The 13,563-nt window shown below is 54.0% G+C and carries 14 protein-coding genes; 6 read left to right on the plus strand and 8 right to left on the minus strand.

All coding sequences use genetic code 11. The features are described 5' to 3' along the window. Positions 1-97 precede the first annotated feature (97 nt). From JFL75_RS05335 to spxB, 4 genes are all read left to right on the plus strand, one after another. On the plus strand, positions 98-1,387 hold the full coding sequence (locus tag JFL75_RS05335; RefSeq protein ID WP_215625653.1) for an EAL domain-containing protein: 1,290 nt from the start codon (positions 98-100) through the stop codon (positions 1,385-1,387). 95 nt (positions 1,388-1,482) lie between these two features. Next, entirely contained in the window at positions 1,483-1,932 is a 450-nt protein-coding gene (locus JFL75_RS05340; protein WP_215625654.1) for a DUF3290 family protein, read from the plus strand. Between the two features lie 18 nt (positions 1,933-1,950). Further along, on the plus strand, positions 1,951-2,625 hold the full coding sequence (locus JFL75_RS05345) for a DUF421 domain-containing protein (RefSeq protein ID WP_215625655.1): 675 nt from the start codon (positions 1,951-1,953) through the stop codon (positions 2,623-2,625). A gap of 48 nt (positions 2,626-2,673) precedes the next feature. Next, positions 2,674-4,407 (plus strand): pyruvate oxidase, encoded by a 1,734-nt coding sequence (spxB, locus tag JFL75_RS05350; RefSeq protein ID WP_215625656.1) that lies wholly within the window; start codon positions 2,674-2,676, stop codon positions 4,405-4,407. A gap of 2 nt (positions 4,408-4,409) precedes the next feature. On the opposite strand, the gene ybaK is transcribed toward spxB, so the two are convergent. Continuing rightward, positions 4,410-4,892, minus strand: a complete 483-nt coding sequence (gene ybaK / locus JFL75_RS05355) for a Cys-tRNA(Pro) deacylase (protein WP_215625657.1) — start codon at positions 4,890-4,892, stop codon at positions 4,410-4,412. Between the two features lie 105 nt (positions 4,893-4,997). Between ybaK and JFL75_RS05360 the strand changes: the two genes are divergently transcribed. Next, positions 4,998-5,699 carry a PP-loop family protein gene (locus tag JFL75_RS05360; RefSeq protein ID WP_215625658.1) on the plus strand — a complete coding sequence of 234 codons (702 nt, stop codon included), beginning with the start codon at positions 4,998-5,000 and terminating at the stop codon, positions 5,697-5,699. Between the two features lie 35 nt (positions 5,700-5,734). On the opposite strand, the gene JFL75_RS05365 is transcribed toward JFL75_RS05360, so the two are convergent. The 7 genes from JFL75_RS05365 to sdaAB form a co-directional block, all read right to left on the minus strand. Further along, positions 5,735-6,994, minus strand: a complete 1,260-nt coding sequence (locus tag JFL75_RS05365; RefSeq protein WP_223292772.1) for an HlyC/CorC family transporter — start codon at positions 6,992-6,994, stop codon at positions 5,735-5,737. Between the two features lie 274 nt (positions 6,995-7,268). Further along, positions 7,269-8,039 (minus strand): phosphatase PAP2 family protein, encoded by a 771-nt coding sequence (locus JFL75_RS05370; RefSeq protein WP_215625660.1) that lies wholly within the window; start codon positions 8,037-8,039, stop codon positions 7,269-7,271. Between the two features lie 171 nt (positions 8,040-8,210). Continuing rightward, positions 8,211-9,062 (minus strand): hypothetical protein, encoded by an 852-nt coding sequence (locus JFL75_RS05375; protein ID WP_215625661.1) that lies wholly within the window; start codon positions 9,060-9,062, stop codon positions 8,211-8,213. A gap of 9 nt (positions 9,063-9,071) precedes the next feature. Next, positions 9,072-9,773, minus strand: coding sequence for an ABC transporter ATP-binding protein (locus JFL75_RS05380; protein WP_215625662.1), 702 nt, complete (start codon positions 9,771-9,773; stop codon positions 9,072-9,074). Then, on the minus strand, positions 9,773-10,141 hold the full coding sequence (locus JFL75_RS05385) for a GntR family transcriptional regulator (protein WP_215625663.1): 369 nt from the start codon (positions 10,139-10,141) through the stop codon (positions 9,773-9,775). Before JFL75_RS05385 ends, JFL75_RS05380 begins: the two co-directional genes overlap by 1 nt. 92 nt (positions 10,142-10,233) lie before the next feature. Then, positions 10,234-11,112, minus strand: a complete 879-nt coding sequence (gene sdaAA / locus JFL75_RS05390; protein WP_215625664.1) for an L-serine ammonia-lyase, iron-sulfur-dependent, subunit alpha — start codon at positions 11,110-11,112, stop codon at positions 10,234-10,236. Between the two features lie 8 nt (positions 11,113-11,120). Next, positions 11,121-11,786, minus strand: coding sequence for an L-serine ammonia-lyase, iron-sulfur-dependent subunit beta (sdaAB, locus tag JFL75_RS05395; RefSeq protein WP_215625665.1), 666 nt, complete (start codon positions 11,784-11,786; stop codon positions 11,121-11,123). 102 nt (positions 11,787-11,888) lie between these two features. Here sdaAB and JFL75_RS05400 point away from each other — a divergent pair, with 102 nt between their 5' ends. Continuing rightward, entirely contained in the window at positions 11,889-13,559 is a 1,671-nt protein-coding gene (locus JFL75_RS05400) for a FumA C-terminus/TtdB family hydratase beta subunit (protein ID WP_215625666.1), read from the plus strand. Positions 13,560-13,563 lie beyond the last annotated feature (4 nt).

The following is a 13,563-nucleotide window of genomic DNA, read 5'->3' on the forward strand; positions in this document are numbered from 1 at the left end:
ACCGCAATTTGTCTCCACCCCCGGGTCAGAAAATCGGCGATTTTTCCCGCCGCGCCGCCGCTTATCAATACATCCGTTATTTCCGATAATTTCAGTAATGGAAAAAAGAATTGAAGAGAACAAGGATCCCCTGACAGGTCTCTACCGGGGGATAAATATCGGCGAAACCCTGGCGCATTTATATACGAACCACGCGGATCCCCGGGGAGAATACTATCTGGTATGCATGGCGATTTCATCGTTCAGCAGATTTAACAGCCTCTGCGGCTACCGGAAGGGCGACCAGCTTCTGGAAACCATCGGAAAAATCATCGCCGCGAATTATTCCTGCGGAATACGGGTAAACGGCGATACATTCCTGTTCCTTACAGGAAAAAACCAGGAATTTGAGGAAAACCCCGCGGCGTTTCTCTGCGGCGCCATCGGCGAACACATCGGAACGGAGTACCTCAAAATCCTCACCCTCGCCCTGGGGATTTCCCGGATCCGCAGATTTGAGATTCCCGGCAGGGCTGTCTTCGAAGAAGCCTTTACCGCCCTGGGATACGCGAAAAACATATCCCCGGGACACCAGGCGGTTTTTTTCGATAAAAAACTGAGAATGTGGGAAGAACAGAAAAAAAATATTGAAAAGAACATGTTCCGGGCCCTGTCAAATGAGGAATTCAAGATCTATGTCCAGCCCAAATACGCCGTTGCCGGCAATGACTGCCGCAGCGGCGAAGCCCTGGTCCGGTGGGTATCCGGTGACCTGGGCTTTATCATACCGGAACAGTTCATTCCGCTCTTTGAAAAAAACGGCTTTATCGTTGAGATTGATTTTTTCGTACTCACGTCCATTTTTAAAACCCTCCAGCGGCAGCTCCGGGAAAACCGCCGGGTCTACCCTATTTCGGTAAACCAGTCCAGAGCGACCGTGGCCTATCCCGGATACCTGGAACGGCTGCAGACGGTGATGGAACAATACCCCATACCCCTGGAGTACGTTCAGCTTGAAATAACCGAAAGCGCCATGGAAGGCGGCGGCCCGGAATTTCTCCGGCTTCTGGCGGCCCTCAGAAACATGGGATTCTCCATCGCCCTGGATGATTTCGGTTCGGGGTATTCATCCCTGAGCAGTCTCAGAAGCCTGCCGGTGGATACTTTAAAAATCGACAAGGAATTTCTCCGTGAATCGGATACCTCCGAGCGGAGCCGGACCATAATCAAAAATATCGTCAATATGTCCAAAGACTTGGGTATCACCGTGGTATGCGAAGGGGTTGAAACCGAAGACCAGCTGCTGTTTCTGGCTAAAATCGGCTGTGATTACGCCCAGGGATACTACTGCGCAAAACCCATGCCCCTTTCGGAATACGAAGGCGAATACCTCCGTATTCCCGGCTGAACCACAAAAGACTTTTTTCCGCCGCCGGCGGGAAAGAGAACCGGTTTTGTCATATACTGAAGATATAAACAATTATTTAAAAAACAGGAAAGAGTATGGATTTTTTCAGTTACCAGTATCTGCTTGACCACGCGTCTACCCTGAACGTGGTGTACATCGTTCTGCTGATCATTTCATCAATTGTACTCGTCATTCTGGTGGTCCTCTGGATACTGAAACGGCTTTACCCGAAATACCGCGAATACCTCCTGATTTTTACCATCCTTACGGTACTGCTGGTGAGCGTCCAGATCACCAACATGCTTTCCCTGTTTACCCTGGAAGGGGATCACCGTACCAACATCCGGTATATTGAGGAAATAGCAAAAAAACTGTCGGTTCCGGCGGATACCATTTTTTCAAGTACCGTAAACTATTCCGCCGAGACCATATATATGATAGACGGTGAGTACTACCGGCTGGTCCTGAACAACGACGGTAAAAATTTTCTTATTGAATATATTTCCATGAAGTATATTGACCCCATTACCGTGATTACAAAATAACAAAAGGGAGGAAACGCGGTGTTTTACCTAAGTGTAGCCGTAAAACTGACTATTGGTTTTATCTGCCTTCTACTGTATCTGAATATCTCCGGCAGGACACAGCTTGCGCCCATGTCCGCCACGGACCAGATCGGTAATTACGTTCTCGGCGCCATAATCGGGGGTATTATCTACAATCCCGGGGTCAGTGTACTCCAGTTTATTGCGGTTATTTCCATGTGGTCCCTGCTTATGATTCTGACCAGGATTATTAAAACACGGAATCTTGACGCAAAGGGAATAATCGACGGAAAACCCGTTCTCCTGGTGGATCATGAAAAGATTCTGACCGATAACTTCAGGCTCGTAAACCTTTCGGTCCCGGACTTCCTCCTGAAGCTGCGGCAGAACAGCGTCCACAACTTAGCCGAGCTTGAGCTCGTATGGATAGAGCCGAACGGCCAGCTGACGATCCAGAAAAAAGGCGAGACACCTATTTCCCTTGCCCTGATTGAGGACGGCAATATCAATAGATTCAACCTGGATAAAGCCTTCCGGGACGAGGACTGGCTGATGGCGGAACTCGGAAAACAGGGTATCCAGGATTTGTCCGAGGTGTTCTGCGCCGAATGGTACAGCAATGTCCTTACGGTTTACCGGTATAATCCCCAGGTGGAAGAAAAGGAAAACGACGGAGCGGAACAGGCAAAATAACGCAGCAGATAATTATTAAAAATATATGTAAAAAACCAGGAGTTAAAAATGGCGAATTCAATCAAATCGGGCATTGCCATGCTGAAGGTACTCGAAAGCTGGGGAGTGGATCATCTCTACGGCATTCCCGGCGGTTCCTTTAATTCAACCATGGATGCCCTCTATGAGGAACAGAAAAATATCCGGTATATCCAGGTCCGGCACGAAGAAGCGGGCGCCATAGCCGCGGCGGCGGACGCCAAGCTGACCGGGAAAATCGGGGTCTGCTTCGGCTCAGCCGGGCCCGGGGCGACCCATCTTTTTAACGGCCTCTACGACGCTGCCATGGACCACGTACCGGTGCTCGCGCTTGTCGGACAGGTTGCGTCTACCGCCATGAATTACGATTCCTTCCAAGAGCTGAACGAAAATCCCATGTTCGCCGACGTGGGTGTCTACAACCGTACGGTCATGACCCCCGAAAGCCTTCCCCATGTGGTCGATGAAGCCATACGGCGGGCCTACGAATACAGCGGAGTTTCGGTGGTGACAATTCCGGTGGATTACGGCTTCAAGGATATTCCCGACATCCCCGTATCGAGCGCCGGCAGCCACCGCAGCGGCGTTCCGTCGCCGGATGTAAAGGATATTGACGCCGCCCTGAAACTCATTGAAAAGGCGGAACGCCCCGTACTGTACGCCGGCCAGGGATGCCGGAACGCGGCGAAGGAACTCCTCGCCTGTTCGGAACACTTTTCCATGCCCCTAGTCATGTCGGTGCTTTCCAAGGGCATTGTCCCGGAGAGCGCTGAAAATTTTCTGGGAAGCGCCGGCAGGCTTTCGACAAAACCCGCCAATGAAGCGCTGGCAGCTTCGGACCTGATCTTTTTTATCGGAAGCGATTTCCCCTTTGCCAAATACTTTTTCCCCAGGGACGCAGTATTTATCCAGGCCGATATTGACTCTTCCAAACTCGGCCGGCGGCACAGGGCGGATGTGTCCATCCTGGGTGACGCCGGACAAACACTGAGGCTCATGGCCGAACGCGGGAAGAAGCGCGCTCCTTCGGCTTTTTTAACGGCCTGCAGGGAGAACAAAAAAAACTGGCAGAACTATATCCATTCCTTTGACGACCGGAATGACGAACCCCTCCGGGCCGAGCCGGTCTTTAAGGAAATCAACCGGATCGCCGCGGAGGACGCGGTCTTCGTAACCGACGTGGGCAATGTCACCGTCCACGCCGTACGGCATCTTGCCATGAACGGAAAAGGCCACAGGTTCACCACCTCCGGATGGTTCGCCACCATGGGTTATGGCCTGCCCGGCGGGATTGCTGCCCAGCTCAGCTTTCCCGGCAGGCAGATTTTCACCCTGAATGGAGACGGTGCCTTTGCCATGGTGATGCAGGAAATCATAACCCAGGTTAAGTACGGACTTCCGATTATCAACATTGTGTTATCCAACAACTCCCTGGGCTTTATCGACGCGGAGCAGGAAGATACGGGCCAGCCGAAATTCGGGGTGGACCTCCAGGGAGCGGATTTCGCCAAGGCCGGGGAGGCCATGGGCGCGAAGGGCTTTACCGTTACCAAACGGGACCAGCTCAGGGAGGTTTTTGACCAGGCCCGGCAAAGCAAGGTCCCCGTGGTGATCGATGTCAAGATTGAAAACAAACGGCCCTTCCCGGCGGAGGCCATGGTCCTGGATCCGGAAAAACACACGGTCCAGGAGATTGCGGAATTCAAAAAACGCTATGAAGCCGACATGCCCATTCTCAGGGATCTGATGGCGGAAAACGCCTGATCTCAGGTTCCACGCAGGACGGTGAAATCCCCGGTCACCGCCGCCGTAAAGGCGATCAGGTCCCGGGGACTGAGCAGTATCTGAATCCCCCGCATGCCGCCGCTCACCGCAAGGGTATCAAACAGTTCCGCTGTTTCGTCAATGAAGGTAGGAAACTGTTTTTTCATGGCGATGGGTGAACAGCCGCCGCGGACGTAGCCCGTTACGGACAGCAGGTCCTTCATCGGAATAAGATCAATTTTCTTTTCCCCCGCGGCGCGGGCGGCTTTCTTAAGATCCAGCTCCTCCGCCACGGGGATGCAGAAAACCGAGTATTCCCGGGAAGCGCCCCGCAGGACCAGAGTCTTGAACATCCGTTCGGCGGGGATCCCCGAGGATTCCGCGGCGTGGATTCCCGAAAGATCTTCTTCATCAACCTCATATTCGGCGGCGGTATAGGAAATTCCCGCGCTGTCCAGGAGCCGCATTGCGTTGGTTTTTACCATATCCTCAGTATAGATGGTCCCATCGGCTCTGTCACCGGGCCGTACAGAACCGCCCGCGGGGGAATTGAATCCCCCGGGCTGCTTGGGTATTATTCAGCCTGGACGATGAATATTGAACGGTCATTTACCAAGGCGCTGCATGATTTTTCCATGGCTGAAGCGGGAGACAGAATTCTCATCGGCGCTTCCGGCGGCAAGGATTCCCTGGCGTTAAGCTTCCTCTTTTCCCGGTACGCGGGCCGCCGCGGCCGGGATATTTCCCTCTTTGCCCTGAAGGTGCGGAACCGGGAAATTGAAGGCGCCCCAGATCCCGGCCGGGAGGCCCGGCTGAAGAAGCTCTATGAATCCTGGGGAATTCCTCTGGAATTCACCGATGCTCCGGCGCCGGCGGAATCCAGGCCGGAAAAAAACGGCTGCTTCCGGTGCGCTTCCCTGCGGAGAAAAGCAGTGATGGATTTCGCGGTAAGAAACTCCATGAACAAAATCGCCTTCGGGCACCACCTTGACGACATACTCACCACATTCCTCATGAATATGGCCGGCAGGGGAAACGGGAGCGCCATGAAGGCGGTCAGGAAGTACGATGGGTTTGGGGTTGCCCTCATACGGCCGCTGGTGTACGTTCCGGAAGAAAGCATCCGGCGGTTCGCCGCGGTGCGGGAATGGTCTGCGGCGGCCTGCACATGCCCCCAGGGCACCGGCGGCCTCCGGAGCCTCTACCGGGAACGCCTCGAAACGCTCTGCGGCTCTTCCCTGGAGGCGAAGCGGAGAATGCTCGCAGTGCTTATCAGCGAAGGGAAAGTATAACCGCCCTGCAAAAGAGCCGTCGCATGTCCTTTCCCTTACGATTCGTGGGTACCGTCTTCCGGAGCGGCGGTCTCCGTTTCAGGGAGGGCCGAAACGGTAACTTCCATCACCCGGTGGCGGATGGTTTTTGAAACCGCTACGGAAATGTTTTTGTACACAAAGGACTCCCCTTCCCTGGGAATATCCCCCAGCTGTTCCATAACCCAGCTGCCCACGGTGGTGGCATTCGTTTTTTCTTCGTTTATATCCAGAGAGAAAAGTTCGAACAGGTCCTCCAGATCGGTGTTGCCGTGGACTTTATAGGTATCGTTACTGAGGGGGATAATTTCTTCCTGGACATGGTCGTGTTCATCCCAGATATCCCCCACAAGTTCCTCTACAATATCCTCAATGGTAACAATGCCCACGGTACCGCCGTATTCATCCACAATGGCGGCTATATGGGATTTCTGTTCCTGCATAGCCTTGAGGAGTTTGGGAACCTTCATGTTCTTAGGGATAAAAACCATGGGTTTGATTATTTCTTCCAGGGACTTATGCTGCTTTAATACCTGGTAATGGAAATCCTTCTGAAGGATTACCCCGCAGATATGATCAATTGAATCATTGTAAACCGGAAGCCGCGAATAGCCGGTTTCATAGAACATTTTCTCAATGGCCTCCAGGGAATCATCCAGGGCAATGGCTTTTACATCGACCCGGGGAGTAAAAATATCCCCGGCGGTGAGATCGTCGAATTCGATGGCCTGCTTGATCATGTCCTCTTCCTGGGCGTTTATCCCCCCCTCCTGGCGGACTTCCTCAACAAAGGTAATAAGTTCTTCTTCGGTCACGGACCGGTCGGTATTGAGGCGGAATATTTTCAGGATCATGGATTTCCAGACGGCCAGCGCTTTGTTTACCGGGGTGAGTATTATAATAAAAACCCGCAGAACCGGAGTCGAGAACATGGCAAAACTCTCCGGCGCTTCCTTGGCAAGGGTTTTTGGAGAAATCTCCCCGAAGATGAGTACCAGGACCGTCATGGTCACCGTCGCGATGGTAACGCCCATGTTTCCGAAGAAACCCACAAACAGTACCGTTGCCAGGGCGGAGGACGCGATATTTACGATATTGTTTCCGATCAGAACACTGGAAAGAAGCTTGTCGTAGTTGTCCGCCAGCTCCAGGGCAGCCATGGCCCGCTTGTTTCCCTGGATACCGAGGTTTTTCAGTTTTATTTTATTTAATGAAGAAAAGGCAGTTTCACTGGCCGAAAAGAACGCTGAACAGATCAGCAGAAATCCGAGGGACACGATTAAACTTATACTATGAGAGTCCATAATAATTCAAAATACTATATCCAAGACGCAATATCAATAAGCGGGGGAGCACCGGCTCTGACAAGCCGGAAAGCACCCGTGTTTAACGGTATTGCGGGGCCTGTCGTACCAAAATGGGAATGGCTCCGTGTCGGCCTTCGGCCTCGAAAGTCGCTCATTCCCATTTCTGTACGACACTACACCCACTTCTGGTTCCCGGGGAACCATCGCCGGTATGGATGACTTTCCGGGCCGCGGGATGCCGGGGTTAAAAAGAAAGGGTTACCATCATACCCATGGGCAGAGGATTAAAAGCCACCTGGGTATTTCCGATGGACTTCGGCTTCCGGTGGATCCATGGAATGAACCAGCCGTAGAACGAGCCTATGGCAGCTCCGGCAAGGACATCGGTAATAAAGTGGTTTCCCGAGAAAATCCGCATGGCGGCAATGCCGGTTGCCATGGCGTAGCTGCCGGCAATTACGGGGATCTTCCATTTCGATTCGGGGTATTCCGTCACAAAGGTGGTGGTGAGGAACGTAGCCCCCAGGAAGGCAAAGGAGGTATGCCCCGAAGGAAAACTGTTGTAGTAATCGTCTTCCTCCCCGGAAGGTATGTCCCCGAAATACGTATACGGCCGGTTCCGCTTTACGGCGAATTTAAGGAGGTCCTTGGTGGCATAGGTCAGCAGGAAGGCTTCGGTATACATTATTCCGTAGGTGAGAACCGCGTCGAGATCGGTAATGTTGCCCAGCAGGGAAATACCCGGCAGCACCAGAAGCCCGTAAGCCAGGGCGGAGCTCACCGTGTCCATGGTTCCTTTGTAGGAATACATAAGCTGCCGGTCCAGGCCGTTTATATCGTCCTTGCTGATCGTATCCCCGGCTCCCGAATCAAGGAAAAAGGTTGGCACAAAGAGCCCCAGGGAAATACCGCCGATGATAAGATCCTTTTTAAGATCCCAGGTATATACGCTTTCCGAAAAAACATTTCCGGCAATCAGCAGCATGGCGCAGACACACAGTATACATCGTTTCATACATATTCCTTTTTTAAAGGTATTGTGGGCGGCCCCGCAGCCCGGGGCCCCGTCCGATTTTAAGCAGAACCAGCCATACCGCCCCCAGGACCGCGCAGATAAACACCAGCACGGATGTACAGCAAAGAACCGCAGCCGCAGCAACCACTTTTAAAAATAACCTAAGAACCGTCATACTTCAACCTTCTTTTCGAACAGCCAGGAGGATGCCCAGAAGAGCAGTGCCGCGATAATCAGGTAGAGAATAAAAGGCGCCACGGGAATGAAGAATTCCTTTACGATCGGAAAATTTATAATCCGTTCCGAGGGATCAATGGGCGGATTAAAATGTTCCCCCATTTTAAAAAACAGCCGGCCGTACCATCCCAGATGACGGCTTATAAAAACCCCCAGGCGGAAGGTCCAGTGAATAATAAAAAAGAAACCCACCGTAGCGATCGCTACGGAAGCGCTTTTCCGCCGTACAATGGACCGCGAAAGCACGGAAACAAAGTTTATTATGATTCCCGTTACGATAAACATAAAAACCAGGATAAAAGCGACCCAGAGAACCGTATCGAAATTCAGAATGAACAGTTCCCTAACCATATATCCCAGGAATTTCCAGAACAGAGCCGGGGTCGCGGAAACGAGAATCAGGCCGATTATGCCGTGAATTGCCGACAGGACTATTATCGAAGCAGCGTATATAAGGTATTCCAGGAGGCCCGCCACAAACCTGCCGCCGAGCACCTGCCAGCCCCGCCGCGGAATGGTAAGCATAAGATAACTGGTATCCTTGTAGAGCAGATCACTCACATGGCCGGAGGAACAGAAGATAAACTGTATTACCATGATGATGAACATTATCCCGGAACACAGGGCAATCCAGAATACCAAAGACGAGGTGAGTTCGTGGCCGCCTTTAAGTATCTCGATGCCCTCCAGGATCCATACCACTGCGTGAAGTACCGTGATTATTCCTATGGTAAGGAGCATGGCCTGCCTGCGGCTTTTAAGCTGGTATTTAATTATGTTTTTCACCGGAGCCTCCTAACGGTTCCCGAAAATATCTATATAAAGCTGGATAATCGACCTGCCTCGTTCGATCCGGAGGGCCTCCGCGTCACCGGTAAGGATAATCTCTCCGGCATCGATAAGCGCCACTTCATTAAAGAGCTGTTCCACATCGCTCAGAAGATGGGTACTGATAATAATCGCGGAATCCTCACTCCAGGTCTTTATGATCGCGGAAACAATCTGCTCCCGGGCTACCGGATCAATCCCGCCCAGGGGTTCATCCAGGAGATAGAGCGAAGCCTTCCGGGAAAAAGCCAGTACCAGATTGAGTTTTTCCACCATACCCTTGGACATGTTTTTTACACGTTCTCCCGCATCGAGCCGCATAAAGCCGAGCATGTCCGCGGCTTTGCTCCGGTCGAAATCGGCGAAAAAATCACCGTAAAAATCTATGGCGTCGGACGCCTTCATCCAGGGATACAGGATGTTCCGGTCGGGAAGGAAGGAAACCCGTTCCTTTGTCTCAATTAGTTTTGACGATCCCTGAACCCGGAAGGTACCGCCGGAGGCTTTCTGCAGTCCCGCCAGTATCTTGAGCAATGTCGTTTTGCCGGATCCGTTGGGACCCGCAAGGCCGAGGATCCTTCCCTTCTCCAGGGTAAAGCTGACTCCATTGAGCGCCTTTTTTGTGATATAGTTTTTCGTTAAGTCTTCAACTTCCAGTACAGGAACCATTACCGCCTGCCTCCTTTTATGGTCTTCCGCAGCTCCGTTAGTATTTCTTCATGGGAAAATCCGAGATGCCTCATACCGTCCAGAAATGTATTGGTAATATCCCGGGCCATTTCGGATTTCAACGCCCGGATGAGATCAGGGTTATCTGAAATGTATGAGCCCATGCCCCGCCGTGTTTCGGTTATCCCCTCCCGTTCGAGTTCCTGGTACGCCCGCTGTACCGTGTTGGGATTAACCGAAAGCTTTTCCGCGTAGTCCCGGACCGAAACGAGCCGGTCGCCCTGGCTGAGGGTACCGGAGACTATGTCCTGCTTAAGGATATTCATTATCTGCAGGTAGATCGGAATATTCGGATCAAAATCGGCCATTCTCCGTCCTTGTCATAGTGTATTAATTAATTAATACACTATGACAGCAATACTGTCAAGGGAATAAAAAATATTAACCGGAAAAAATGGTATCAGGAACTTTTTTTAAGAGTGGCGCAGAGGCGGCATCCCGTAGGGCTGGCCGCAATACCGCCCAGGGCCGTTTCCCGCAGTTCAACGGGAATCCGCTGGCCGACCTGGTTCATGGTATCGACCATTTCATCAAAGGGAACGATTTCCGTAATGCCGCTCAGGGCCATTTCCGCGCAGATCATTGCGTTGGAAGCGCCCAGGGCGTTCCGTTTCTGACAGGGCGCTTCCACAAGCCCCGCGATGGGATCACAGATAAGCCCCAGAAGGTTCGCCAGGGCCGAGGAGGCGGCGCTGAGGCAGGCGGCGGGTTCCGCGCCCATAAGCTCCGCCAGGGCGGACGCGGCCATGGCCGAAGCGGAACCGACTTCCGCCTGGCAGCCTCCCTGGGCGCCTGATACCGTGGCGTTCCGCATGATGAGGTACCCCACCGCGGCGGCGTTGAACAGGGCCATCACCATGGCGCTGTCGGAAAGGCTGAATTCCTCCTGGACCGCCATAAAAGCCCCGGGGATCACACCGGAAGATCCCGCCGTAGGGGCGGCTACAATGAGGCCCATGGAAGCGTTCACCTCGGTAACGCCCATGGCGTACCCCGCGGCCTTGGACATGAGAGTTCCGCAGACCGGGCGGCCGCTTTCACGCCGGGCCCGCATCTTTGCCGCCTCCCCGCCGATGAGCCCGCCCATGGACGGAGCCGGAGAATCCAGGGCCTTTTTAACGGCATCCTTCATTACCGAATACGACCGCTCCATAGCGGACAATAGGACATCCCGGCCCGTACCGCTGATCCGCGTTTCCCTGCGCAGCATGACCTCGCCGATAGTACACCGCTCTTCTTCGCAGAGCTTTAATAATTCCTCTCCGGAACGGAAATCCATGGTTCTCCTCACTGGATCAGTATTGCGCTGTAGACCGCGGGATGTTCTTCAATGGCCGAAACAACGGGGCTTGAAATTTCCTCATCCGCTTCTATGATCGTATACGCCTGTTCTCCCTTGTTTTCGCGGTAGAGGCGCATAAACGCGATATTGATATTATTCTCACTGAGTTTTCCCGCGATATAAGCAACCACCCCGGGGGCGTCCCGGTGCTTGATAAAGATCGTACTGTATTCTCCGGCGAGTTTAATATCCACCCCGTCGATTCCCCGGATTTCCGCCCGGCCGCCGCCCACGGAAATTCCCCGGACCTTCATGGATTCGCCGTTTTTCCCGGAAAGGCAGATGTCCACCGTGTTCGGGTGAATATCCTTGGTTTCCCGGTCCAGGGAAAACTCCGCGGTGATGCCCGCTTTTTCCGCCAGGGCAAAGGAGTCGGGTATCCGGGGGTCATCGGATTCAAAGCCAAGAATTCCCGCAATGAGAGCCCGGTCGGTTCCGTGGCCCTGGTAGGTTTCCGCGAAAGATCCGTACAGGACAAACCTGACCGCGGCGATTTCGGGCCTGAACATCTTCCGCGCGAGCAGGGCAATCCGCAGCGCCCCGGCGGTATGGGAACTGGACGGGCCGATCATAACAGGCCCGATAACGTCAAATGCTCCGATTTCTTTCATGCCTTCCCCGGTTTCGTTTTACACAGCTGCCATCAGTATACGACAAAAGCGGGACTTGTGCGACAGCCAAAGCTGGGATAGGATTTACCCGAGGAGGATCCAATGGATTTTCACCGAATTGTCAGCGCCGCGTTTTCCGGAACCCGGTTCAGGTCCGTGGATACCGGCGGTGAAATGCCCCGGCTGGAAGGCGGCAGGCTCCTTATCCCGCCGGCGCTGCTGCAGGCAGCAGCCCGGGAGGCGATCAGGGATTTTTCATTCTATTTCAGGGAAAGCCATCTCAGGCTTATGGCCGAAGCCGGGGCCTCCCCGGAGGCTTCGGAAAACGACCGGCTGGTCATACGGACGCTGCTTCAAAACGCCGTGGTATCCGCCCGGGGTGAGTTCGCCCTGTGCCAGGATACGGGAACCGCCATCGTGTACGGATGGAAGGATGAAGGGGCCGTTACCGGCGCCGACGACGGCGCCCTGCTTTCGGCGGGTATTGCCGAGGGGTATAAACAAAACTACCTCCGGGCATCCCAGGTGGCTTCCACTTCATTTTTCGGCGAATTCAATACCCGGGACAATCTTCCGGCGCAGATTCATATTGCCGCCGCGGGGAATACCGGAGACGCTCCGGCGTACCGGTTCCTTTTTGTCGCCAAAGGCGCGGGTTCATCAAACAAGACTTCCTATTTTCCCATGACCAAGGCGCTTCTGGAAAAGGACCGGTTCGAAGCGTTCCTCAATGAAAAAATCCGGCTCCTGGGAACCGCCGCGTGCCCGCCCTACCGTCTGGCGGTGGTGGTGGGAGGCCTCAGCCCGGAACTAAACCTGGAGGTTCTCAAACTGGCGACCACGGAAATCCTCGACAGCGCGCCTTATTTTGCCGAGGGAGAGGACGAAGCCCTGTCCCGTTCCATGGGATGGCTCAGGCGGGACCGGTACTGGGAGGACCGGGTTTCAGCCATAGCCCGGGAAAGCGGGCTGGGAGCCCAGTTCGGCGGACGGGCGCTGGCCCTGGACGCCCGGGTTCTTCGCATGCCCCGGCACGCCGGGGCGTGTCCGGTGTCCATAGGGGTTTCCTGCTCCGCCCACCGGAACATACTGGCGGTGATCGACGAATCGGGTCTCAGAATTGAATCCATGGAAACCAATCCCGGGAAGTTTCTTGAAATGATCACCCCCCGGGACAAACCGGTTTCCCTTGAAACCGGGACCGGAACCCAATCTATCCCCGCTGTCGATCTTAACAGGCCTATTCCGGAGATTCTTTCCGATCTTACCCGGTTCAAACCCGGTGACAAGGTCCTCCTCTCGGGGAAACTCCTGGTTGCCCGGGACGCGGCCCACCTCAAATGGCACGAACTGCTGGCGGAGGGGAAGGAACTGCCCGGTTACCTGATGCGCCATCCCATTTACTACGCCGGTCCGGCGGAGACACCCCCGGACAGACCCATCGGGAGCCTGGGGCCGACCACGGCCCAGCGCATGGATATTTACGCAGAAGAATTCATGTCCCGGGGAGCGTCCCTCATAACCCTGGCCAAGGGAAACCGGACCAAAGACTGGACAGAAGCCTGCCGGCGGTACGGCGGCTTCTACCTGGGCACCATAGGCGGCGCCGCCGCCATCCTGGCGGAGGAAAACGTAAGCGCCAGTGAGGTAATCGATTACCCGGAACTCGGCATGGAAGCGGTCCGGCTCATAGAAGTCAGGGATCTTCTGGCGTTTGTGATAACCGACGACAAGGGAAGCGACCTGTACGCGGATATGGTCCGCGGAAGCTGAACAG

It is taken from the genome of Breznakiella homolactica (assembly GCF_016616095.2).
Taxonomy (GTDB): Bacteria; Spirochaetota; Spirochaetia; order Treponematales; family Breznakiellaceae; genus Breznakiella; species Breznakiella homolactica.